At 43.6% G+C, this 23490-nt stretch carries 25 protein-coding genes; 20 read left to right on the forward strand and 5 right to left on the reverse strand.

Annotated elements, in window-relative coordinates; all coding sequences use genetic code 11:
• Window positions 1-8: 8 nt before the first annotated feature.
• From EPL05_RS01875 to EPL05_RS01895, 5 genes are all read right to left on the reverse strand, one after another.
• On the reverse strand, window positions 9-1199 hold the full coding sequence (locus tag EPL05_RS01875) for a phosphoglycerate kinase (protein WP_128531811.1): 1191 nt from the start codon (window positions 1197-1199) through the stop codon (window positions 9-11).
• Between the two features lie 98 nt (window positions 1200-1297).
• Window positions 1298-1732, reverse strand: coding sequence for a GNAT family N-acetyltransferase (locus EPL05_RS01880; protein ID WP_128531812.1), 435 nt, complete (start codon window positions 1730-1732; stop codon window positions 1298-1300).
• A complete protein-coding gene (gap, locus tag EPL05_RS01885) occupies window positions 1729-2727 on the reverse strand; it encodes a type I glyceraldehyde-3-phosphate dehydrogenase (protein ID WP_208394649.1) in 999 nt (332 codons plus the stop codon). Before gap ends, EPL05_RS01880 begins: the two co-directional genes overlap by 4 nt.
• 64 nt (window positions 2728-2791) lie before the next feature.
• Window positions 2792-3892 carry an MraY family glycosyltransferase gene (locus EPL05_RS01890; protein ID WP_128531814.1) on the reverse strand — a complete coding sequence of 367 codons (1101 nt, stop codon included), beginning with the start codon at window positions 3890-3892 and terminating at the stop codon, window positions 2792-2794.
• A 66-nt stretch (window positions 3893-3958) separates the two neighbouring features.
• A complete protein-coding gene (locus EPL05_RS01895) occupies window positions 3959-4705 on the reverse strand; it encodes a glycosyltransferase family 2 protein (RefSeq protein ID WP_128531815.1) in 747 nt (248 codons plus the stop codon).
• 159 nt (window positions 4706-4864) lie between these two features.
• Here EPL05_RS01895 and EPL05_RS01900 point away from each other — a divergent pair, with 159 nt between their 5' ends.
• The 20 genes from EPL05_RS01900 to EPL05_RS01995 all read left to right on the forward strand — a co-directional run bounded on the left by EPL05_RS01900 (window position 4865) and on the right by EPL05_RS01995 (window position 23358).
• A complete protein-coding gene (locus EPL05_RS01900) occupies window positions 4865-5581 on the forward strand; it encodes a polysaccharide biosynthesis/export family protein (RefSeq protein WP_166727608.1) in 717 nt (238 codons plus the stop codon).
• Window positions 5582-8008 (forward strand): polysaccharide biosynthesis tyrosine autokinase, encoded by a 2427-nt coding sequence (locus EPL05_RS01905; protein ID WP_128531817.1) that lies wholly within the window; start codon window positions 5582-5584, stop codon window positions 8006-8008.
• Window positions 8009-8022: 14 nt separating this feature from the next.
• Window positions 8023-8538 (forward strand): UpxY family transcription antiterminator, encoded by a 516-nt coding sequence (locus EPL05_RS01910; protein ID WP_128531818.1) that lies wholly within the window; start codon window positions 8023-8025, stop codon window positions 8536-8538.
• Between the two features lie 114 nt (window positions 8539-8652).
• On the forward strand, window positions 8653-10437 hold the full coding sequence (asnB, locus tag EPL05_RS01915) for an asparagine synthase (glutamine-hydrolyzing) (protein WP_128531819.1): 1785 nt from the start codon (window positions 8653-8655) through the stop codon (window positions 10435-10437).
• A complete protein-coding gene (locus EPL05_RS01920; protein WP_128531820.1) occupies window positions 10430-11548 on the forward strand; it encodes a glycosyltransferase family 4 protein in 1119 nt (372 codons plus the stop codon). The genes asnB and EPL05_RS01920 overlap by 8 nt, the downstream gene beginning before the upstream one ends.
• Window positions 11549-11585: 37 nt before the next feature.
• The gene (locus tag EPL05_RS01925) at window positions 11586-12872 is read left to right on the forward strand and encodes an ABC transporter ATP-binding protein (protein WP_128531821.1); all 1287 of its coding nucleotides are present in this window, start codon (window positions 11586-11588) and stop codon (window positions 12870-12872) included.
• Window positions 12859-13266 (forward strand): sugar 3,4-ketoisomerase, encoded by a 408-nt coding sequence (locus tag EPL05_RS01930; protein ID WP_128531822.1) that lies wholly within the window; start codon window positions 12859-12861, stop codon window positions 13264-13266. The genes EPL05_RS01925 and EPL05_RS01930 overlap by 14 nt, the downstream gene beginning before the upstream one ends.
• Window positions 13232-13675 carry a sugar 3,4-ketoisomerase gene (locus EPL05_RS01935; RefSeq protein ID WP_166727609.1) on the forward strand — a complete coding sequence of 148 codons (444 nt, stop codon included), beginning with the start codon at window positions 13232-13234 and terminating at the stop codon, window positions 13673-13675. The genes EPL05_RS01930 and EPL05_RS01935 overlap by 35 nt, the downstream gene beginning before the upstream one ends.
• Window positions 13676-14209, forward strand: a complete 534-nt coding sequence (locus tag EPL05_RS01940) for a GNAT family N-acetyltransferase (protein WP_128531824.1) — start codon at window positions 13676-13678, stop codon at window positions 14207-14209.
• 5 nt (window positions 14210-14214) lie between these two features.
• Entirely contained in the window at window positions 14215-14451 is a 237-nt protein-coding gene (locus tag EPL05_RS01945; RefSeq protein WP_128531825.1) for an acyl carrier protein, read from the forward strand.
• A gap of 2 nt (window positions 14452-14453) precedes the next feature.
• Window positions 14454-15512, forward strand: a complete 1059-nt coding sequence (locus tag EPL05_RS01950) for a 3-oxoacyl-ACP synthase III family protein (RefSeq protein WP_128531826.1) — start codon at window positions 14454-14456, stop codon at window positions 15510-15512.
• A complete protein-coding gene (locus EPL05_RS01955) occupies window positions 15505-16251 on the forward strand; it encodes an SDR family NAD(P)-dependent oxidoreductase (protein ID WP_128531827.1) in 747 nt (248 codons plus the stop codon). The genes EPL05_RS01950 and EPL05_RS01955 overlap by 8 nt, the downstream gene beginning before the upstream one ends.
• A gap of 1 nt (window position 16252) precedes the next feature.
• Window positions 16253-17257 carry a ketoacyl-ACP synthase III gene (locus EPL05_RS01960; protein ID WP_128531828.1) on the forward strand — a complete coding sequence of 335 codons (1005 nt, stop codon included), beginning with the start codon at window positions 16253-16255 and terminating at the stop codon, window positions 17255-17257.
• A complete protein-coding gene (locus EPL05_RS01965) occupies window positions 17257-18372 on the forward strand; it encodes a DegT/DnrJ/EryC1/StrS family aminotransferase (protein WP_128531829.1) in 1116 nt (371 codons plus the stop codon). Before EPL05_RS01960 ends, EPL05_RS01965 begins: the two co-directional genes overlap by 1 nt.
• On the forward strand, window positions 18365-18916 hold the full coding sequence (locus tag EPL05_RS01970) for a glycosyltransferase family protein (RefSeq protein ID WP_128531830.1): 552 nt from the start codon (window positions 18365-18367) through the stop codon (window positions 18914-18916). Before EPL05_RS01965 ends, EPL05_RS01970 begins: the two co-directional genes overlap by 8 nt.
• Complete coding sequence (locus EPL05_RS01975; RefSeq protein ID WP_128531831.1) at window positions 18903-19460, forward strand: hypothetical protein; 558 nt, start codon at window positions 18903-18905, stop codon at window positions 19458-19460. Before EPL05_RS01970 ends, EPL05_RS01975 begins: the two co-directional genes overlap by 14 nt.
• A 23-nt stretch (window positions 19461-19483) precedes the next feature.
• Window positions 19484-20476 (forward strand): glycosyltransferase, encoded by a 993-nt coding sequence (locus EPL05_RS01980; protein WP_166727610.1) that lies wholly within the window; start codon window positions 19484-19486, stop codon window positions 20474-20476.
• Window positions 20469-21557, forward strand: coding sequence for a glycosyltransferase family protein (locus EPL05_RS01985; protein ID WP_128531833.1), 1089 nt, complete (start codon window positions 20469-20471; stop codon window positions 21555-21557). Before EPL05_RS01980 ends, EPL05_RS01985 begins: the two co-directional genes overlap by 8 nt.
• Window positions 21558-21560: 3 nt before the next feature.
• Window positions 21561-22424, forward strand: a complete 864-nt coding sequence (locus tag EPL05_RS01990; RefSeq protein WP_128531834.1) for a hypothetical protein — start codon at window positions 21561-21563, stop codon at window positions 22422-22424.
• Between the two features lie 103 nt (window positions 22425-22527).
• Window positions 22528-23358, forward strand: coding sequence for a glycosyltransferase family 2 protein (locus EPL05_RS01995; RefSeq protein ID WP_128532063.1), 831 nt, complete (start codon window positions 22528-22530; stop codon window positions 23356-23358).
• Window positions 23359-23490: the final 132 nt, after the last annotated feature.

Here is a 23490-nt window from a genome sequence, read left to right on the forward strand (position 1 = left end):
AAATTTGCTTATTCGTTTATCGCTTTTACGCCGGGCAATTCTTTACCTTCCATATATTCCAGTAAAGCACCGCCACCTGTAGATACGTAGCTCACATCGTCTATCATATCAAACTTAGCTACCGCAGCGGCGGAATCGCCACCACCTATCAGCGAGAATGCACCGTTGTCTGTTGCTTTGGCAACTGCTTCGGCAATGGCTTTAGTACCTATCAGGAATTTCTCCATCTCAAAAACACCCATCGGGCCATTCCAAAGGATAGTTTTTGATTCTTCTACCACCTTGCTGAATATTTTAACAGTTTCGGGGCCGATATCCAGGCCCATCCAGTTATCAGGTATTTCGCCGGTTTTTGCTACATCTGTATTGGCATCATTACCAAATTTATCGGCAATAACATTATCAACAGGTAATAACAGGTTAACGCCTTTTTCTTTTGCTTTTTTAACCAGGCTCAGTGCCAGTTCAAGTTTGTCGGCTTCTACTAATGAAGTACCTATGTTGCCACCATCTGCCTTGGCAAAGGTGTAAGCCATACCGCCACCAATAATAAGGTTATCTACCTTATCAAGCAGTTTTTCTATCAGTTCTATCTTGTCTGACACCTTGGAGCCGCCCATAATTGCGGTAAATGGTTTGGCAGCGCCGTTCAATATTTTCTCGGCGTTGGTTAATTCGGCAGCCATCAGGTAGCCAAAGTATTTTGCCTCGGGGAAAAACTGCGCTATAACCGCTGTAGAAGCGTGCGCGCGGTGAGCGGTACCAAATGCATCGTTTACATATATATCGCCCAATTTGGAAAGCTTTTCGGCAAATTCCACGTTTCCTTTTTCTTCTTCTTTGTAAAAACGCAAGTTCTCTAATAATAAAACTTCGCCTTTATCAAGGTCTTTCGCTTTTTCAATAGCTTCGGCACCAATGCAGTCATCAGCAAACTGTACCTGCTGACCCAACAGATCTGAAAGATGCGGCACAATGTGCTTTAACGAAAATTCTTCGGTGGGGCCATTTTTAGGCCTACCCAGGTGCGACATCAATATAACGGCACCGCCATCGGTTAAAATCTTTTTGATGGTTGGCAAGGCGGCGGTCATCCGGTTATCATCGGTAATGTTATAGTCTTTATCCAGGGGGACGTTAAAATCTACACGGATAAGGGCCTTTTTACCGTTGAAAGTTATCTGATCTACTGTTTTCATATTGTTAAAGTATGATTGTTGAATGGGGCGCAAATTGGACAAATTTATTATAAATGCCAACGCTAAAGTTAAAAAGGTGCATGTTTTAGCTTAAAACTTCATTGTATCTTAACATACATTACATAATGCGGCCCTATACCGGGCACCTCAAATACAGGCGAGATCACCTCAAAACCGGTACCCATATAAAAGGCTACGGCTACTTTGCGCGCGTTGCACCACATGTAATTAACCTTTTGCCCACGCAGGTAAGTAATAGCGAAATTAACCAGCCGGTTGCCTATTCCCTTGCCCCGATGAGCGGGTGCGGTTGCCATTCCGCGGAGCTGGTAAGCTTTACCCGGATAGCCTTCATAATTTTGAGGGTGAAAGGATGCTATGCAAGCCAGCTCCTCTTCTACATAATAACCCAAATGGAAAGACTCTTCGGCGTCATCATTTAAAAAACGGCATTCGTCCAGCGTCAACTTCCCTTCGCGTAAAACTTCGTTACGCAGTGGCAGCACATCTTCTGCGGCGATAAACTTTATCATTTAGAAAGCAGATTTATTTTTTCTACCAGGTCTGCCAGGCGGCTGGAGTACCCCATCTCGTTGTCGTACCAGCCAACTACTTTTACCAAGCCGCCAACTACCGATGTGAGCTGCGCATCAAAAATGCAGCTGTGCGGGTTATCCAAAATATCTGTTGACACGATGGGATCTTCGGTATATTCCAGTATGGTCTTCATCGGGCCATCCGCGGCAACTTTAAACGCGGTGTTTATTTCGGTTACCGTAGGGATCTCTTTTAAACTACAGGTAAAATCCGTTAACGAGCCGTTCAATACCGGTACACGGATCCCGGCACCGCCAAGTCGCCCTTCGAGGTGCGGGAAAATATTGGTGATAGCTTTTGCAGCGCCTGTTGTTGTTGGAATGATGGATGCTGATGCCGCCCTTGCCCTGCGGAGATCTTTATGCGGGGCATCGTGTAGGTTTTGGTCGCCCGTCATGGAGTGTACGGTGGTGATATAGCCATCGGTTATCCCCCAGTTATCGTCCAGTATTTTTACCATAGCAGCCACGTTGTTGGTTGTACAGGATGCGTTGGAGAGGATCGGCGATGCAAGGTCAACAGTATCATCGTTAACACCTAACACTACGGTTGGCACGCTTTTATCAGCAGGCGGGGCAGAAATGATCACCTGCTTTGCACCGGCTGTAAGGTGTTTGCCTGCGCCTTCGGCAGAGATGAATTTACCGGTAGATTCTATCACCAGGTCGATATTTAATTCGCCCCACGGTAAGTTTGCAGGGTCTTTTTCCTGGTAAGCTTTTATGACGCGGCCATTAACAACCAGGTTATCTCCGGATGAGGTAACGGTGCCTTTAAACCCGCGGTGTACGGAATCGTACTTAAAAAGATGGGCCAGCGTTTGGGTGTCTGCAAGATCGTTTATGGCAACAACCTCTATATTTTCTTTCAGGAGGATGGTACGTAAAAAAACACGCCCAATACGCCCGAAACCGTTTATTGCGATCCTCATAATTATAAATTAAGAGTGCAAAACTAAATAAAATTAAAATTGAGAAAAGTTGCGCAGCGTCATTTTACGCAAACAGGTTGCGGAAAGCGAAACCCTCACGCTCTTTAGTGCGCAGGCAAATTGTAATACCCCAGTTAAACACCAGTGAATTTAAAAAGATAAGCGCCATTAGGCCAAAATTGCCTATTTGGCTAAACAGCAGTACCATTACAATGGTAATAATGTTTAAGCCCACCAATATCAGCGTTGTTTGCATGTGGGTAAAACCTAACCTTAACACTCGGTGGTGTATATGGTTACGATCTGCTGTGAACGGTGAGATCCCTTTTGATATACGAAGAATAAACACCCGTAAAGTATCGAATATTGGCCCAATAAGAATGGCGAAGGCCAAAGCAGGGGCAGAAAAAATTGCAGGCGAACTGTGGCCCGTAAACTTATTTACCTCGATAAATTTTACCGCCATAATAGCTGATATCAAGCCAATTAACAACGAGCCGGTATCGCCCATAAATATTTTTGCCGGCGTAAGGTTGTATCGTAAAAAGCCAATTACGGCGCCCACTATGGCCAGCGAAATTGCTGCAAGCTCATAATGTTTCATGTACATAAACAATAACGTGAATGTACCGTTCACCACAACGCAGGTAGTGCCGGCCAGCCCGTCTATCCCGTCTATCAGGTTAAATGCGTTCACAATAAGCATAATAAACAGTATGGATATGATGGCGCTTACCACATAGCTAATTTCGTAAACCCCAAAAATGCCATACATGCTGGTAAAGCGGATATCGCCAAGTAAAACCAGTATAGCCGCTACAAAAAACTGTATTAAAAACTTTGTACTTGAGTTAACGCCCGAAAGATCATCCTTTAACCCCATTGCAAACAACACAATGCTCGATGTAAGTAAATAGCTTATCGGCAGGCTTTTATCAACCATGCTAAAAAGCAGCAGCGTTATGGTAAAACTGGCGAAAATGGCCACGCCGCCCAATCGCGGGATACCATGATCATGCTGTTTACGAAAATGGCCAACATCATCATAAAGGTGGCGGGTACGGGCAACATGTAAAATTGAGGGAATAGACAGCAGTGTTATCAGAACTGAAAACAGTACTATAAAAATGTAGTATATGTAATACGTATTTAAATATGCTGGCATTTATATGTTGTGAAGGGGGACACTATATGACTGCGAGTGCGCAAATATAAAATATTTTTTTTATAATTAAAAAAATTGCCTTATCTTACTTAAACGCTTATATAGTAAGGCTATGGGAGGCAATTGTACATCATGCTTATACATTGCCTTCAAGTCCAAAAATAATACTTTAATACGCCCCAGATAGCTATTGTTACTAACACCGCCCGTATTCATGTTAACAACTACCCTTGCGAGGTAAAAAACTGATGCTTTTTTTACATGAATAAATCTTAGCATCAATTCATAATCAGCTGCGGTACCAAAATCGAGGCTATAAATACCAAACCGGTCGTATAAGCTCCTTTTACAATAAAAAGTTGGGTGGGGAGGCATCCAACCTTTATTAAACATCCCTGTTCTGTACTGCCCTGATCTCCATTTACGCAAAACATTCCCGTTTGGTTTTAAATAATTCAGATCAGCATATAATATATCGTTGCCGTTTTCGGCAAATGCCGCGGCAATAGTTCCAGCCACGCTATTATCTGTAAAAACATCGTCGGCATTTAACATCCCAACAACTTGCCCGGTTGCCATGGCAATACCTTTATTCATGGCATCGTACATCCCTTTGTCGGGTTCAGAAACTACACGTTGGATTTGGCCCTTGTATCTGTCAATGATGCCGGTTGTGGCATCAGAAGAGCCGCCATCTATAATAATGTATTCTATATTACTGTAATACTGGTTAATAACCGACTGTATGCATCTTTCGATGGTACTTTCGGCATTATAGCAAACCGTAATTATGGATATTTTTAATTCGTGCACGTTGGAAAAATACAGTTATTTAAACGTAAAATATGTATTTTTGAAATCGCAGCCTAATTATTAACCATACCGGCAGCTAAATTTATGCGTGTTTTATACTTCATTTGTATAGTTTCAACGGTCATTTTTATAAGTTCGTGCTCATACAAGCAAAACCACGTGCTTTTTCAAAATAAAAGTGCGTCCAATACCGTAAACGATAGTTTGCGCCTGCAGAGCCTCACTTTAAAAAACAGTTACCGCATACAACCACGAGACCAGCTACAGATAAAAAACCTGCAAAACATCAAATACATTGTTGATGAATTACCAACTTCGGTTTCAGGTTTAAGTAGCGGTGGCACGGCTTCACAAGGCCAAACTTTTGAAGTTGACGAAGATGGAACGGTAGCACTCCCGGCGTTAGGGCATGTCCCCGTCAGCGGATTGACCCGCGTAGAAGCGACAAAAAAAATAGAGGCCCTTTACCGTAAAGAATTACTTAAAGACCCTATCATTGAGCTAAAGATCACCAATTTGAAAGTTAGTTTATTTGGAGAAGTGGCGTCGCCGGGTAATTTCCCATTGCTTAAAGATAATACCACACTGGTAGAACTTATTGGGCAGGCAGGTGGCCTAACACCCAATGCCAACGAAAGCAATATCAAAATAATTCGGACGGATGGGCAAATTAAAACAACAACGGAGATAGATCTTGGAAACATTAATTCGATATCAGACCCAAGAACTTTTTTGCAAAACGGAGACGTTATTTATGTTTCACAAAATAAACGCGCAGTACGGAATGATAAATTCCTAACCCTATCAACTATTATTCAACCTATAACGTTATTGCTTAGTACAGTTTTAATTATCTTTACGCTTAAGCGGTTATAAATGGAAGAAACCGAAAATATTCAGAAAAAGTTACCTAACCAGGAAATTGATTATTTTAAGATCGGCAAAATACTGATAAGCCGATGGTACTGGGTGGCGGGTTCTTTGGCTGTTTTTTTGATCTGGTCTAACATTTATTTATGGTATACCCCTAAAACTTACGCCACGGGGGGCTATATGAAGCTGGAGGAAAAAAAATCGGAAATTGCCGATCTTTCTAATATCCTTAACAGTTCTGATCGGGGCCCGTCCAGGATACAAAGCGAAACCTCGGTTATACAAAGCCAGCCGGTTATATTAAGCGCCATAAACGACCTCAATTACCCCATTAGTTTTTATGTGGAAGGCAGGGTGCGCACAAGTGAATTATACCCGCAAAAGCCCCTTTCCATTGAAAAATTACTGTTCGACAGCCTTAATTTTTACCGGGATATTGTATCATTCAGGCCGGTAAACAACGCTACCTACAACCTCACCTACAAGTTAAACGGTAAAGATGTATCAAAGAATTATTTGTACAACAACCCGGTTAATATAGGGCCTACAACCATCATTATCAGGTTCCCGGGCGACATTAACAAAAAGGCGGTTTTTCTTTTTAAATTTAATGTACCAGAAGATTTTGTAGGCAGGGTACGCGGGGGCCTTCGGGCCAGCGAAACCGTTAAAAACTCTAACATACTGGCACTGCAAATGACTGATGCCAACCCGCAGTTTGCCGCGGATGTACTTAACGCGGTAATGAAAGAGTACTTAATTTTCGATCGTAGCCGTAAAACGCAATCGGCCACCCAAATGATCAACTTTATTGATGATCAGCTAAAATACCTTTCTAACGAGGTAAAAGGATCAGAAAAATCTATAAAAAACTTCAGGGAGAAGAACAGGCTGATGGAAGTTAGCGCTGCTGCCGATGCCGCATTGAGTAAAGCAAAGGACATAGAGTCGCAGCAATCTATTCTAAAATTTCAGCTTTTGGCAATAGATGACGTTAAGCAAAAAATAAGTAAAGAGAAAAACGATGTTAATCTTAATTTCGACGCGGGAGGCGGCCAGATAGACCCGGGCCTGGCACTGCTGATAACAAAATTAGATGGTTACCTTGCACAACGTACAGAACTCCTAAAAACTTACAATTACAATTCGCAGCCCATACAGGATATTAACAGGGGTATTTTACAGGTAAAAAACACAGCCTTAAATATTTTAAACTCATCATACATCAACACTAAGCGTAGTTATGATTTCCTGTCGGCACAGCTATCGCAGGTAAATCAGCAGATCTCGATTTTACCGGGTGCGGAACGGGATATGATAAGCCTGAGACGCGATTTTGAAATAAACGAAAAGGTGTATTCGTTTTTATCAGAAAAGAAATTAGAGGCGCAGATAACGCGATCGGGTATTTTGCCTGGGGCCACTATTTTAGAGCAGGCGCAACCAAATTACTCCCCCGTTTCGCCAAATGTGCATGATAATCGCAGATCGGCAATTATATTTGGTTTGGCGGTGGGCCTTGGGCTCATCATCCTCATCAGGATACTGAACCCTTTTATTTACGATAAAGAAACTATTGAAAGCCTTACCACCATACCAATTATAGGCGTTATTAGAAAATTCCCCGAGGCCATTGATGAAGATAATAGCCAAATACTGGCCATAAGCAAGCCGAAATCCATCTTTGCCGAATCCGTACGTTCGGTGCGTACCAATTTAAATTTCTTATCGTCAGAAAAAGCGAGCAAGGTAATTTGTATAACATCCGAAGTGGCTGGCGAAGGAAAATCTTTTGTTGCCGTAAACCTATCCAGTACATTATCATTAATTGATAAAAAGGTAATTTTAATTGCCGGTGACCTTCGCCGTTCTAAACTTCATAAAACTTTTAAAGTACCTAACGATAACGGGCTGAGCAATTATCTTTCTCATCAAACATCGCTAAGCGATATTATTCTGCACTCCCAACAGGAGAATCTGGATTTTATCGTGTCGGGCCCGGTGCCGCCAAACCCTTCGGAGTTATTGCATACCGAAAGGATGAAAGAGCTCATCCGCGACCTGAGCTTAAAATACGATGTGATCATGATAGATACGGCACCAATAGGGTTGGTGTCAGATGCAATCCCATTAATACGGATGAGCGATATCAATATATTTGTTATCCGGTCCGGAAAATCAAAATATTATTCGGCAACTATCCCGCAGCGCATCGCGCAGGAATACCACCTGGACAATACGGTGATCGTATTAAACGCTTTTGCCGAAGATCTGTTACATTCGAGGTATTACACCACCAAATTTACAGGTGATTATAGCACAAGATACTATTACTATTCTGATTATAGCGGCGGATACGAAGCATCTGGCTACTATGTAGACGACGAAAAGAAAAAGTGGTGGAGTTTAAAACGTTGGTTTAAGTTATAAGTTTTTTTAAAGGAATGGCTTTAGATAAAGATACCGGGAAGCTACGATGGTACCCGGTATACACTCACCCGCGTGCGGAAAAAAAAGCTTATGACACCCTTACAAACAAAGGAGTTGAGGCATATTTGCCCCTTCAAAAGCGCTTAAAACAATGGAGCGATAGAAAAAAGTGGGTGGAAGAGCCGCTGATTAAATCGTACCTTTTTGTGCGCATTGCAGAGCACGACCAGGCCGAAGTGCTGATGACCAAAGGAATAGCGCGCTTTATATATTTTTCGGGCAGGATAACCTCGATGCCCGATAAACAAATAGAAGACCTGCAATTACTAATGGCAAGCTCCCTGGAGCTGGAAGTTACAGAGGAAAACCTACAACCAGGAGAAAAAATAAAAATAAAAGCCGGGCCATTAAAAGGTTTAACGGGCGAAATGATAGCATACCGTTCGCAAAAACAATTATTATTGCGATTAGATAGCCTTGGTTGTTCCATTATCGTAAATGTGGCAGCATCGTTTATTAACAGGTTTTAAATTAATACCACCAGTTCAATAAAAATAATATTTATTGAACGATAAATATATTATTATCAATAAGTTACAAATAAACCATGTGACTTACCGGGCGAAGCTGTGCCCAAATGGCGTATGTGTAGAATAGCAGGGATAGTATCAGATAAGTTAGGCAGCGAACAAGTAAAGCGGCATGTAACTACTATGTGTAACGCTATGGAGCACGGTGGGCCCGATGATGCCGGCTTTTTTGAAGATGCCACCGCAGGGCTTGGCTTTGGCCACCGCCGGCTTTCGATAATTGATCTGAGCAAAAACGGGCACCAGCCAATGGCAGCCAATGGGCAAAAGGCCTGGATAACTTTTAACGGAGAGATATACAATTACCGCGAATTAAAATATAGCCTGCAAAAATCAGGGGTGACTTTCACCTCAGAAACGGATACCGAGGTTATTTTACAAGCCTATTTATACTGGGGCACCGCATCGTTTAATAAACTTAGGGGGATGTTTGCCTTTGCACTTTACGATGTGCTTAAGGCAGAAGTTTACCTGGTGCGCGATTCCGGCGGAATAAAGCCGCTTTATTACTCAACCACGAACAGTGAGCTGGTTTTTGCATCAGAAATAAAAGCGTTTAAGGCAGCAGGCATAACAAACGATGCCGATGAACGATGGCCGGTATGGCTCTTGGCCTATGGGCATATACCAGAGCCCTACACCACCCTAAAAAATGTGCTTAGCCTGCAAAAAGGCCATTATCTGTGCTGGCAAAAAAACAAAAGCTATACTATAGTTAACTATACCGAACCGGCCGCGCGTAATAGTATAAGCGATATAATCATTGCCCAGGCCGGGATAAGAGAAAGTTTACAAAACGCGGTTACGCGGCAACTGGTGTCTGACGCCCCCATCGGCGTGTTTTTAAGCGGGGGCATCGATTCCTCCATCTTATCGTTATTGGCAAACGCTAACAAAGAACAGGAACTTAAAACCATTTCGATATATTTTGACGAAAAGGCATACGATGAGCGTATATTTCAAAACGCGGTATTGGGCAGTATAAACGGCGAAAATTTTAAGCACCTGGTTAAAGAGCAAGATTTTGAGGATTACCTGCCTCAAATTATGAGCGCTATGGATATGCCAACAACCGACGGCATCAACTCCTGGTTCATCAGCAAGTACGCGCATGATGACGGGTTAAAAGCTGTGCTATCCGGCGTAGGCGCCGACGAACTTTACGGCGGCTACCCTTCGTTCAGCAGAATCAATATTGTTAAATATCTCAGAAAGTTCCCTAAAACGCTTTTATCAAAAACCAGCTTGCTGGCGCTAAACAATTATAAACGAATAGCATATCTGGCCCACGAGCATCCGGTAGCAGATTATTTGTTTCTGCGAGGATTATTTGCCCCTGCAGATATTGCCAAAATTGTTGATATAAGCGAACAGCAATTGCAGGATATCCTTTTTGGCGCAACCACAATACCACAATTGGGGGCTTACGATGGGCTGCATGCATCGTGGTTTGAAACTAACCTGTATATGCAAAACCAGCTACTGCGAGATACCGATGTAATGAGCATGAGCCACGGGCTGGAGGTAAGGGTGCCGTTTTTAGATGAAGATTTTGTGGCGTTTACCCAACAGGTAGATCCTAAATTGCGGTTCAACAACGGCAGGCCAAAACAGCTGTTAATAAATAGCTTTAAAAACGTACTGCCCACCGCTATTTGGAACCGGCCAAAAATGGGCTTTACTTTCCCCCTGCAGCTATGGATGAAAAACACCAAAAGCATTGCCGACGAAAGTTTTTATCACGGCGCGTTTGCAAAAAAGGTAATTCAGAATTTTAAGAAAGGCCAATTGCACTGGTCTAAAGCATACGCACTCTATCAAATACAAAAGCATGCCTAAAAAGGTTATTCTTTTAACACTACAAACCTTTAGCGCAACGGGCGGCATACAAAAAATGGCCCGTACGCTCGCGCATTCGTTACACCACATCTGTCAAAAAAATAACTGGGCGCTAAAACTGTTATCGTTATATGATTCAGACGATGACCTGCTCCCGCAATACCTGCCGGCGCAAAACTTTAAAGGCTTCAATAAAAACAAAAGCAGCTTTATTTGGCGTACCCTCTTTTACACAAAAAATAACGACACCCTTATTTTAAGCCATATTAACTTTGCAGTTGTTGGCATTTTAGCAAAATTATTAAACCCCAAATGCAACGTTTGGCTTATAGCCCATGGTATTGAGGTTTGGCGCCCGCTAAGCTTTCAAAAAAGGCTCCTTTTAAAATATTGCGATAAAATAATTTGCGTAAGCCAATTCACAAAGCACAAGTTGGTTACGCTTCACAACGCAAACGCGGATAAATGTGTGATATTAAACAACGCTATCGATCCATTTATAAAACGCCCGGGCATATTTACAAAGCCTGATAACCTGCTAAAAAGGTATGGTATAACAACCGCCAACCCGGTTATCTTCACGCTTACACGCTTGGCATCAACAGAAAAGTATAAAGGGTACGAAAATGTGATAACTGCCGTAGGGGCATTAAAACACCAGTTTCCGGGCATTAAGTACATTCTTTCCGGCAAGTACGATGAGCGGGAGGGGGTACGCGTTAAAGAACTCATCAGAAAGCATGACGTTAGCGATAATGTGATCCTTACCGGCTTTATTGATGAGGCAGAACTGGTAGATCATTTTCTGCTGGCCGATCTGTTTGTACTGCCAAGCAAAAAGGAGGGGTTCGGCATCGTATTTATAGAAGCATTAGCCTGTGGCCTGCCGGTATTGTGCGGTAATGCCGATGGCAGTGTTGATGCTATACGCAATGGGGAATTGGGTACAGCCATTGACCCGGATGATAACGAGGAGCTTGGGCGCCGGATATCTGAATATTTAACAAACCCGCTAACCGTAACCCAGCGCAGCTACCTGCAAAAAAATTGCCTGCAATATTTTAGCGAAGAAAGCTATATCAATAACCTGCGGTACCTATTGGATAGTTAGATGCCTGTTATATTAAATCTCACCATATTGTTTCGCAATGCCTAAAGTGATACAGGTTCAAAATTTATCAAAGGCTTATCAACTGGGTTCTTTTGGTACAGGCACCATATCGCGCGATATAGAACGTTATTGGGCACGCCTAAGAGGTAAAGAAGACCCCTTTTTAAAAATTGGTGAAATAAACGACCGTACAACCACGGGAACAAGCAGTGTGGTTTGGAGTTTAAAAGACATCGACTTTGAAATTGAACAAGGCAGCGCCGTAGGTATCATTGGCCGAAACGGCGCCGGCAAAAGCACCTTACTTAAAATATTAAGCAGAACCACCGCCCCTACAACAGGTACTGTAAAAATGAAGGGGCGTGTTGCAAGTCTGCTGGAAGTAGGTACCGGTTTCCATCCCGAACTTACGGGCACCGAAAACATATATCTTAACGGGGCCATATTGGGCATGCGGAAGGCCGAGATCAAAAAGAAATTTGATGAAATTGTTGAGTTCTCCGGCGTGGAAAGATACATCAACACGCCGGTGAAACGCTACTCATCGGGCATGTATGTAAGACTGGCATTTGCGGTAGCTGCTCACCTCGAATCAGAGATCCTGATCATTGACGAGGTGCTTGCCGTAGGCGACGCCGAATTTCAAAAGAAATGTCTGGGTAAAATTGGCGAGGTAAGCAAAGGCGAAGGCCGTACAGTTTTGTTTGTAAGCCACAATATGGCGGCCATCAAATCGCTTTGTACACAAGGGATAGTATTAACAAATGGCCAATTAACATTTGGAGGCAAACAGCTTGAGGCTGTTAACTTTTACCAGTTAAATAACGACCTCCCCTCTCATTTTGACCATAAAGCCAACCTGGATACCGCGCCTGGTAACGATACTATCCGCATAAAAAGCTTTAAAGTTGAGCCAATAAACGGCGAGGTTATTTCCATATCAACCGGGGCCTATTTTACACTGACGTTTTACAATCAAAAAGCTAACATAAATTTAGACGCTACTTTTGAGTTAAAAAATGATGATGAAGTTATCGTTTTTCACCAGGGAGTGCTGATAAGTACTAACAATGATTCCAAACAGGGTATGTATACCGTTAGGGGTATGTTGCCAGCTAATCTGCTAAATGCGGGCCGGTACGCGTTTAAGATCATTTTTGGTGAGAACCAGCGTTATGAATTATTCTCCGCGAATGATTTTATACGGTTTGAAGTTTTAAACGAAAGCGCCGGCAGCAACAGCGCGCTAACACCGGGCGTAATACTGCCTAACATACAATACAAGGTTAATTTTGAGCCGGCTACCACCCATGTTAAGTCCTGAGATAATACAACTGCCAAAGATATTGGACGACCGGGGTAACCTATCGTTTATAGAAGAAGGCAACCATATTCCGTTTAAGATAGAACGCACGTATTGGATATATGACGTACCCGGCGGCGAATGCAGAGGTGGGCATGCCTACAGCGATCTGCAGGAGTTTATTGTGGCATTAAGCGGAAGCTTTGATGTAGTATTACACGATGGCACAAAAGAGCTACGGTTCCATCTAAACAGATCGTACTATGGCTTATACATCCCAAAAATGATGTGGCGCGAACTGGAGAATTTCTCCACCAATTCCCTCGCCCTTATACTGGCAGATAAAAAATACGCGGCAGATGCCTACATCCGCAACTTTGATGAGTTTGTACAAAAACGCAATGCCGGGAGTTAAAACAACCGTTTTCGATTGTAATATTATGCAGTTGCCGCGGATACACAACCGTGCCGGCAATATTACCCCGGTTGAAAACAATGTGCATATCCCCTTTGCTGTAAAACGGATATATTATTTATACGACATCCCGGGTGGCGAATCGCGCGCCGCGCACGGACACAAAGAATTAGAGCAGGTAATTATAGCCGCAAGCGGCAGTTTTGATGTACATTTGGATGATGGTCTAAACAAAAAAACAATCCAGTTAAACAGGCCATACGCAGGCCTGCATGTAAAGCCCGGCATCTGGCGCGATATTTCTAACTTTTCCTCGGGCGCTATTTGCCTGGTGCTGGCCTCGGAGCTTTATGATGAACAGGATTATCTACGGGACTATGAGGGTTTTAAACAATATAAATTAACATAAGTGCAGTTCCCTCTTCATAAATACGGCTTAGTCTTTAGGTTGGTAGAAGAAAGCGATGCAGCGTTTATTTTGAGCTTACGTACTGATGAGGGCCGGGCAAAACATTTATCGGCAACAGACAACAACTTGCAGAAGCAAATTGACTGGATAAGGAACTACAAAGAGCGCGAAAAAGCCGGGATAGATTACTACGTTTTATTTGAGGATGATAAGCAGCAGCCTCTTGGCGTTTTTAGGCTGTACGATATAAAGGATAAGAGCTTTACCAGTGGCAGTTGGCTCATTAAACCAGGCTGCAATGAATTTGTGGGCTTAAAATCTGATTTGTTTATCGGATTTTTGGCGCATGAAATGCTTCATCTGGATGATTGCTTTTTTGATGTGCGAAAAAACAATAAAAAAGTATTGCGCTATCATAAAAGGTTTGCCAAATTGATAGGTGAAGACGAGTTAAATGTTTATTTTGTGATGGATAGAGCCGCGTACGAGCAAAAAAGTAAGTTTTTAACAAGCATTATACAATCAGATATATAATTGAGATGGATATAGAAAAATTTATAGTGGAGTTTGCCGACCAGTACGACGAAATAGAAACGGACGGATTCGGCCCGGATACTAAATTTAAGGAAAACGAAGAGTGGAGTTCTATGACCGCATTATCGGTAATAGCCATGGTTGACGATAGCTATTCGGTTAGGTTAACGGGAGATGATGTGAGAAAATCATCAACCATCCAGGAAGTTTATGACATTGTAGCCTCAAGGATAAACAGCTAAAGATGGCTTTTTTAGATATAAGAAATGTTGTTATAAAAGGGGTTGCGGCATGCGTGCCCAAAGCCATTGAAGAAAATATAGACATAATAAACATTCCTGCTTCTGACCTCGAAAAACTAATAAAAAACACAGGGGTGCAAAGGCGCCATATTATAGCACCCGGCACCTGTACATCTGACCTCTGTTTTGCAGCTGCCGAAAAATTGATTGCCGATTTAAAGTGGGATAAAAGCGAAATTGAAGGGCTGATATTTGTATCGCAAACACCCGATTATATACTACCTGCCACATCCTGTATACTGCAGAACCGGTTGGGGATTTCAACCGAGTGCCTTACCTTAGATATCTCTTTAGGTTGCTCGGGCTTTGTTTACGGCTTAAGCACCATTGCCGGTTATATGCAATCGGGCGCCATTAAAAAAGCTTTATTGCTAACGGGCGATACATCCTCCATGACTTGTTCATCTGAAGATAAAAGCAGTTATCCCCTTTTTGGCGATGCTGGAACTGCCCTCGCACTGGAGTACGCTGACGGCGACGGCGGGATAAAATTCCATTTGGGAACTGACGGAGCAGGTTTCGAGTCTATAATTATAAAAGATGGTGGTTACCGCAATCAAACAACGCAAAGTTCTTTAGACCGAAACACCGTTTCTGAAGGCATTAGCCGCAATAACCTGGAACTTGCATTAGACGGAATGGACGTTTTTTCATTCGGGATATCAAAAGCACCGGAAACTGTTAAATTACTCATTGAAAAGTTCGGGCTGGAGAAAGACAGTATCGACTACTTTTACTTTCACCAGGCAAACCTCATGATGAATGAGCGCATCCGCAAAAAGCTGCAGCTTCCGGAGGAAAAAGCACCGCTTTCTTTAAAAGACTTCGGTAACACAAGCAGCGCAAGCATACCTTTAACCATGGTTACCCAAACTGCCATGGAATTAAAAAACGGGAAAAACAGCATAGTTGCATGCGGTTTTGGCGTTGGGCTTTCATGGGCAACAATGCAATGTAATACAGAAAATCTCGTTATTCCCGATCTGTTATATTATGGATAATCCGTTTTCGTTAGAAAATAAAACGATACTAGTAACTGGTGCATCATCAGGCATTGGCAGGCAAATTGCAATTTCTACCGCCGGTATGGGCGCGTCATTATATATTTCGGGGAGAAACACTGAGAGGCTAAACGAAACGTTGCAGCTTTTGCCACGCGCCGGGCATACCCATAATACTGCGGACCTAACTAACGAGTCAGAATTAGATGTGCTTGTGGATGCCTCGCCAAACTTAGATGGGCTTGTATTATCATCCGGTATTGTGCAAACGCTCCCTTTTAAATTTGCTTCGCATTTGGCCCTCGATAACATGATGCAGGCAAATTTTTATGCTCCTGTATTATTGCTCAATAAACTCCTTCGTAAAAAGAAGCTAAATAAAGGCTGCTCTGTGGTATTTATATCCTCCATAGCAGGTAATTTTACCGGCACCAAGGGAAATTCAATGTACAGCGCATCAAAAGGTGCAATAAACGCCATGCAAAAAGTCATAGCTGTGGAGCTTGCAGCACAAAAAATAAGGGTAAATAATGTGTCGCCGGCAATGGTTAAAACCGGCATGCTTGATAATGCTACCGTATTTTCTACAGAGCAAATAGAACAAGACGAGAAGAATTACCCACTTGGGTACGGCGAACCCTTAGACGTGGCTAATGGAGTGATTTATTTATTATCTGATGCAAGCAAATGGGTTACCGGGATTTCGTTAATACTTGACGGAGGTTTTACTATTCAATAAGATGCCCGCTTTCATAAAAGCAATTTCCTATTACCTACCGCAAAAGGAATTGAGCAATCAGGAACTTTCTGCCCTGTTTCCTGAATGGGGGGTGGAAAAGATAGCATCCAAAATTGGGATAGAAACACGGCACATTGCCGCCGATGATGAATTTGCATCAGACATGGCCATAGCAGCCGCCAATAATTTGTTTGCCGAGCACGGCATTAAACCGGGCGAAATTGATTTTGTATTGTACTGTACCCAAAGCCCCGATTACTTTTTGCCCACTACCGCCTGCATTCTACAGGATAAATTAAATATCCCCGTAAACGCAGGCGCGCTGGATTTTAACCTCGGATGTTCCGGCTATACTTATGGCCTGGCACTCGCAAAAGGACTTATTGCGGCAGGCATAGCGGGTAATATCCTGCTGCTCACATCAGAAACCTACACAAAATTCATCCACCCCAGCGATAAAAGCAACCGCACCATCTTTGGCGATGGCGCTGCTGCAACGCTAATAAGCACCAACGGTTATGCCGAAATTGGCGAATTTGTGCTGGGCACAAACGGTGCCGGTGCCAATAACCTGATGGTGAAACAAGGTGCGATACGTCACCCGGCAAAAAACACAGGCCTCGTGAATGACGAATTTGGTAATGTATCGTCCGATGCTAATTTGCACATGGATGGCCCGGCCATATTCTCGTTTACCTCAGAGGCTGTCCCACCGCTTGTAGAAGAAACTTTAATAAAAAACCGGGTAGAAAAAACAGGCATCAGCCAATATATTTTTCACCAGGCTAATCAATATATGCTTACCCACCTGCGCAAAAAGCTGGACATAGCCCCCGAGAACTTTTATATCAATATGCGGCAATTTGCTAATACGGTATCATCAACCATACCTATTGCCCTTGCCGAAGCTTTAAAAGAAAAAGACACCGCGCCGGGTACCAAGTGGCTGCTTGCCGGTTTTGGCGTTGGCTACTCCTGGTGCGCTACGGTAATTACATTTAATTAATGCAGGCTACTAAAAATATCCCCTTCTTTTCCTTTGATGCCACAACCGAACTCATCAGGGCGGAAATAAAGCAAGTTTTTGACGATTTTCTGGAATCGCAATGGTATATATTGGGGGATAAGCTTACCCAATTTGAATCGGCCTATGCCGCCTTCAACAGCACGGCGCATTGCATAGGCGTGGCCAACGGGCTCGATGCGCTGCACATCGCCCTAAAAACGCTCAATATTGGCCCGGGCGACGAAGTAATTGTACCTACTAATACCTTCATAGCTACCTGGCTGGCGGTATCTTATGCGGGGGCAACCATTGTACCTGTTGAACCCGACAAGGCCACCTACAACATCGATCCAAACAAAATAGAGGCTGCCATAACCGGCAAAACAAAAGCCATTATCCCGGTTCATCTTTACGGGCAACCTTGCGAGATGGATAAAATAATGGCAATAGCCATCAAACACAATTTAGCTGTGATTGAAGATAACGCCCAGGCTCACGCGGCAACCTACAACGGGCAGCTTACCGGTAGCTTCGGGGATATTAATGCAACCAGCTTTTACCCCACCAAAAATTTTGGTGCCCTTGGTGATGGCGGCGCGTTAACTACCAATAACGCTGAGCTTGATAAAAACGCACGTTTGCTGCGCAACTATGGCTCTTCGGAGAAATACCATCACGAAATTGTAGGGCTAAACTCCCGACTGGACGAGGTGCAAGCCGCCTTCTTAACCATAAAGCTAAAATATCTGGCGCAATGGACTGCCGAGCGGCAGCGAATTGCGCGGGTTTATAGCGAGCAATTGACCGATATTAATGGCCTGGTATTGCCGGTTACTGCTACAGGGGCCAGCCATGTGTACCATTTGTACGTAATACGCACCACCCGCCGCGACGACTTGCGGGCATTCTTAAAAAACAAAGGCATTGCAACGGCAATCCACTACCCTATCCCGGCTCATTTGCAAAAAGCTTACGGAGGGCTTGGTTACAAACAAGGCGATTACCCTATTGCCGAAGAATTAGCTGCAACCAGCCTAAGCCTGCCTATGAACCCCGGCATGGCTATAGAAGACGTACAATGCATTTGCAGCACGGTACGGTCGTTTTATGAATAAAATATTAATTGTAAGCAACTTGTTACGCATCGGCGGTGCCGAAAAACTGCTTTACGAAGTAGTTGGTTTTGCAAGGGCAAACAACCTGGAGCCTGTGATACTGATATTGGATAGTTACGACCGCGAACATTACGATCCCATTTACGAACAAATGAATGTTAAAGTGGTGCGCACCCGCATCAGCCTGATCAAAAACTTTCGCTCACCGATGCAGATGCTGCAATCTGTTATATGGATAATCAGGCTGAGATATTTTGCGCGCAAACTTTATAAAAGCATTCATGTGATCGGCTTATACAACCTCGACAAAGTGTACCATGGCATAAATCACAATCGGCGCTTTTTTTGGAACGTAAATAATGCCATTCAATTTGTCGACCGTAAGTTCCCCTATTCTGCGGAGTATTTTGGCAACGGGAACGACACCATAGTTTGCATCAATAAATACCAGGCGACCGAAATGCAAAGCCAATACGGCCTGGACCTGTTAAAAGCTAAAATAACCGTGTTTAAACTTTTCCTGGGCGGCCATGATACAAATTAACCTTGTTGCCAGGATAGATGACGATAAAAACTCCTTCCTCGACCTGGTTTATGTGGCTTATAAACTAAAAAGTGCCGGCATTACAGATTTTAAAGTGCTTTTTATTGGTGGCGTGCATAAGCAAAGCATCTATCAAAACATTGTGCATTTAGCCAATTTGTTAGATGTAGAAAGCCACATCGGTTTTACTATGAAAGCTATTCCACTTGCCCAATTACCAGAAGATGTTAAGCAGGGCTATTTTTTAAATTATACTGTGGGCGCATTTGTTGGCTATTCTGCCATCGAAAGTATAGATCTGGGCCTGCGGGCCATATTCCTCAACGGGGATAAAAAACTGATTGGCGATATGCCGAAAACCGCCGGTATGTGCCCCGATCTCAACTCCCTCATAGCCCTGATCACAACACTAACGCAGGGTAAAAGCGCTATTGACACCAAAATTGATGAGAGCAATTCACAGCTCAAAAAGTCGTATTTCCTGACTGCCGCCGAAAGATCCAATTTGTTATCGCTGCTGTTGCCCGGTAACCAACCTCTATAATCCCTCCTATTCAAGCTTAAATTTTGCCCGCAGGTGTATCCGTATTAATATGTTGTTATAACAGCGCAGGGCGTTTGCCTGCAACTTTAAAACATCTTTCTGCACAGCAGGTGCCCGTAGATCTCAGCTGGGAGATAATAGTGGTTGACAATGCCTCTGATGATAACACTGCCGCCCTTGCAAGCCAGTTGTGGAAAGATCTCGGCAAAGCAGATATCAATTTTACGATACTTACCGAACCAAAAGCCGGGAAAAACAACGCATTACACACAGGAATAGCGGCAGCAGCGTACGACTATATACTAATATGCGACGATGACAACTGGCTATCTGATGATTACGTAAGCAAGGCGTTCCACAGGATGCACATCAATCCGGCCATAGGTGCGGCAGGTGGCCGGGGAGTTGCTGTTTCTGACGGGGATTTACCCGCCTGGTTTACCCAATACCAGCACGGTTACGCCGTAGGCGGGCAAAATTCCGTTACCGGTGATATTTCCAAAAAGGGGTATCTGTGGGGAGCGGGGATGGTTTTCCGGAAACAGCTCTACTACAAAACATATTTAGATTTCCCCTCGTTTTTAACCGGCCCTAATGGTGATACCCTGGCGCGCGGTGAGGACGTAGAATTTTGTCTGAGGATCCTGCTGGCTGGGCATACCTTATTTTATGATGAGGCGCTCACCTATAAACATTACATCCCGCCCGGCCGCCTTACCGAGGAGTACCGCGACAAGCTATTTAAAGGTTACGATTACGAAAAAAAGATCCTGGATCTGTACACCCGCCAAATAAAAATCAACTCATTGCCCTGGTTCAGCAGGCAGCAATTGCTGTTGTGCAGCATTTCGCGGTACATATTAAGCGGTTTAAGCGCCAAATGGAAAAGCAGCTTTGAGTCGGATATAATATACCTTATTGCCGGTTACCAGTTGTCAACGGCTTCTCACGAGGTGAAAAAAATAAGAAAACTCAATTTGCAGTTAGCTGCAACAACCAACGCCAAACATGTCTGATATTTTTAAGCATTCACATTTTGAGGCTGACGCGTTTGGGCATGGTGGCAACAAACGGACAGCGCAGATAGACGAAATTTTGAAGGATGCGGGGTTAACTTATAAAGAGCCAGACTTTTCCAATTCGGCAGTCATCACCAATAAGCTACCCGTTTATTTAAAAGGGCTTCAATACACCAAACATTTGCCTACCGCCAATAAAAACAAGTACGCTATAGGCCGTTACCTTAAAATGTTTGAGGCTTTTGTGAAAAAACAAAAGCCCGGCCTTGTTATTTGGGAATCAACGGTTGGGTACAATTTACTGCTTGCCGAAATACTGTACAAGCATCATGTGCCGGTAGTTGCCCTGCCGCATAATATTGAATCGTTGGTTGCGGGGTCAAAAAGCGTGTTCTCCTCAAAAGAATCGCCTAATTGGCTCATGGAAGAACTGAAATACCTGGGATATTGCAAAAAAACGTTTACCATTTCCAGGGAAGAAAACTGGCTCCTTTCCAACACGGGGATAAACTCGGACTACCTCCCCTATTATCCTGCGAAAAAAACTGAAGAGTATCTCTTAGCCATAAGGGCACAAAAACAAACATCATATACGGCTCCACAAACAGCAAAGGAAATTTTGCTGCTTGGCACGTATTACAACAAGCCTACGCTTGATGGTTATGTAGAATTGCTAAACTACATCAGGCAAAAAACAAGTCTTGTTATCAACGTTGTCGGCTTTGGCTCGGAGCAATTGAATAATATGTTTCCCGATAAAAACATCAGGATCTGGGGCAGCGTTAACGAAGAAAAGCTGGCCTCCCTTGTTGCCATTTGCGATTACGGCGTTGTTCACCAGGCGCCATCCAGCGGCGCGCTCACTCGCATCCCCGAAATGTTGTTAGCCGGGCTGCCGCTTTTAACAAACACCCATGCCGCCCGTAGCTATTTCGGTACAGCCGGGCTTGGCGTTTACCAATCATTTGAAGAATTACTGGATATGCTTCACACTCAAAGGCCCGAAATTGCCCCTGTTCCCGTAAGGCCTGTCGAAGAAAAGCATTTTGCAGATTACATTAGAACCCTTTTGCATTAACCCTTGAAACTCGAAAGGATAATTTCGTTTGCCAACAGAGCGAGCGAGTTGCGGTTTAGGGCGATGGTAAGTTCGTTACGCGAAACCGGCTGCTTGCTGCCCGTGTGGGTAATTCCTTATGACGATAACCTTTTCGACCTGCCCGATAATTGCACCTGGTGGCAAATGGATGAAGTAGAAAACCTGATCAAAACATCTGCGCTGCATCCCATGAAAAGGAAGTTCCAATGCTTTTTAACAAACAATTATCATTTTGTGGATGCCGATGTCATCTTCCTTCGCAACCCGGAGGAAGTTTTGGCCAACATAGATGGCTTCGTAAGCTCCTGCGGGCACTGGCACAACCCGGAACACACCTACGTGCCATCTACACTGCTATTATATAAACAGGCCAGCACAACCTGGCAAAAAAGCATTTTTAACTCGGGGCAGTTTGCCTGCGATAGGGCACTGTATGACATTAACACCCTTACAGAGCTTATCCGAAACCCCTTATACAAAGAAGCCCTGGACAGCCACGACCAAATCTCTATCAACCTGTTTGTTTTCCTTTCAGGGGTAAAGGTTACCAATGTTACCTTACCGCCGCATAACCTTGAATCGAGCTGGGCGGGAGATTATCAGGAAGATGGCTACGACAAGTACTGGACCGACGAAAAGAAGAAACCATATTTGATCCATTGGGCCGGTTATAAAATTGCCGTGGATAAACCCATCGACAAATTATTCACCAAATACCTTACAGAGCAAGAGAAACAGGTGTTTATTACCGACTTGGCCGATTTTGAAAAAAGCCGCGCTGTACCCCAGCTACAGAAGTTTTATTGGCTGCTGAGGAGTGTGTTATTAGGCAAAAAGCAAAACTGATATTACGTTGAACCTGCCCGATCTTTCCTTATATCGTGATGAATTAAAAGCAAAAGGTGCGATTACGCCATTGCGGGTATTTGCGGTGCCACCAGCGGGTTTAATGGCTCAACTACCCCCACCACCTGCTAACAAACACGGCTGGCCATGGACCACCCAAACTAACCCTGGCCTGTATGAGGGGAAAACAAGCTGGCCCAAGATCACCATTGTAACACCATCTTTTAACCAGGGCGAGTTTTTGGAACAAACTATCCGGTCGGTATTATTGCAAAATTACCCTAACCTGGAGTACATCATTATCGACGGCGGCAGTACGGACAATTCTACCGGGATCCTTAAAAAGTACTCACACTGGATAAGTTACTGGCAAAGCGAAAAGGATAAGGGCCAAAGCAACGCTATCAATTTAGGCTTCAGCCTTTCTTCTGGAAGATACCATGGCTGGATAAACAGCGACGATTATTACCTCGAAAACGTATTCCATAACGTTGCCGGCGCTTTTTGTTCGTCGGGCGTGGATTTTATATACGGTTATGGCCTGGACTATGTGATAAGCACGGGCGAAATTAAAGAGACTAAAATCTTGCCATTTATAGACTTTTTTATCAAGATACCGGGATTGGTACAACCATCTACCTTTTGGAGCGCCGCCATACACGAACCGGTATGGGAAGAGTTGCATTGCTCACTCGATTATGAACTTTGGCTGCGCCTGGTGAAAGGGCATAGCCGCAAACTGATAAAAGAACCCTTATCCGTTGCCAACATTCATGAGGATGCTAAAAGTTCCGACCCAAAAATGAAGGCAAAATGGGAAGAAGATCATCAAAAAATATGGGCTGCCGATGCACATGGAACCGTTTACGAATGGAAGCGGATCGTGTTTTTAAACCGCATCCGCCAAAAAATTTATAAGTGGCTACATCTTTAAACTTTTATGGCGCCTCAACCAAATCACAGGCAACAACGCTAACCTTTGCTCTTTAACTCGCTCCTTTTTCTCATTTACTTTATAATAGTTACCGCTAATTATTATTTACTTCCGCATAAATACCGGTGGATA

Origin of the sequence: Mucilaginibacter gilvus (assembly GCF_004054195.1) — a bacterium.
Lineage (GTDB): Bacteria > Bacteroidota > Bacteroidia > Sphingobacteriales > Sphingobacteriaceae > Mucilaginibacter > Mucilaginibacter gilvus.

Coding starts and splice junctions, on each gene's coding strand:
- EPL05_RS01950 (WP_128531826.1), top strand. CDS start 14,454: ATGGCTTTTTTAGATATAAGAAATGTTGTTATAAAAGGGGTTGCGGCA.
- gap (WP_208394649.1), bottom strand. CDS start 2,727: ATGAGGATCGCAATAAACGGTTTCGGGCGTATTGGGCGTGTTTTTTTA.
- EPL05_RS01945 (WP_128531825.1), top strand. CDS start 14,215: ATGGATATAGAAAAATTTATAGTGGAGTTTGCCGACCAGTACGACGAA.
- EPL05_RS01890 (WP_128531814.1), bottom strand. CDS start 3,892: ATGCCAGCATATTTAAATACGTATTACATATACTACATTTTTATAGTA.
- EPL05_RS01910 (WP_128531818.1), top strand. CDS start 8,023: ATGGCTTTAGATAAAGATACCGGGAAGCTACGATGGTACCCGGTATAC.
- EPL05_RS01905 (WP_128531817.1), top strand. CDS start 5,582: ATGGAAGAAACCGAAAATATTCAGAAAAAGTTACCTAACCAGGAAATT.
- EPL05_RS01965 (WP_128531829.1), top strand. CDS start 17,257: ATGCAGGCTACTAAAAATATCCCCTTCTTTTCCTTTGATGCCACAACC.
- EPL05_RS01955 (WP_128531827.1), top strand. CDS start 15,505: ATGGATAATCCGTTTTCGTTAGAAAATAAAACGATACTAGTAACTGGT.
- EPL05_RS01985 (WP_128531833.1), top strand. CDS start 20,469: ATGTCTGATATTTTTAAGCATTCACATTTTGAGGCTGACGCGTTTGGG.
- EPL05_RS01880 (WP_128531812.1), bottom strand. CDS start 1,732: ATGATAAAGTTTATCGCCGCAGAAGATGTGCTGCCACTGCGTAACGAA.
- asnB (WP_128531819.1), top strand. CDS start 8,653: ATGTGTAGAATAGCAGGGATAGTATCAGATAAGTTAGGCAGCGAACAA.
- EPL05_RS01920 (WP_128531820.1), top strand. CDS start 10,430: ATGCCTAAAAAGGTTATTCTTTTAACACTACAAACCTTTAGCGCAACG.
- EPL05_RS01930 (WP_128531822.1), top strand. CDS start 12,859: ATGTTAAGTCCTGAGATAATACAACTGCCAAAGATATTGGACGACCGG.
- EPL05_RS01925 (WP_128531821.1), top strand. CDS start 11,586: ATGCCTAAAGTGATACAGGTTCAAAATTTATCAAAGGCTTATCAACTG.
- EPL05_RS01935 (WP_166727609.1), top strand. CDS start 13,232: ATGAGTTTGTACAAAAACGCAATGCCGGGAGTTAAAACAACCGTTTTC.
- EPL05_RS01975 (WP_128531831.1), top strand. CDS start 18,903: ATGATACAAATTAACCTTGTTGCCAGGATAGATGACGATAAAAACTCC.
- EPL05_RS01995 (WP_128532063.1), top strand. CDS start 22,528: ATGGCTCAACTACCCCCACCACCTGCTAACAAACACGGCTGGCCATGG.
- EPL05_RS01875 (WP_128531811.1), bottom strand. CDS start 1,199: ATGAAAACAGTAGATCAGATAACTTTCAACGGTAAAAAGGCCCTTATC.
- EPL05_RS01970 (WP_128531830.1), top strand. CDS start 18,365: ATGAATAAAATATTAATTGTAAGCAACTTGTTACGCATCGGCGGTGCC.
- EPL05_RS01960 (WP_128531828.1), top strand. CDS start 16,253: ATGCCCGCTTTCATAAAAGCAATTTCCTATTACCTACCGCAAAAGGAA.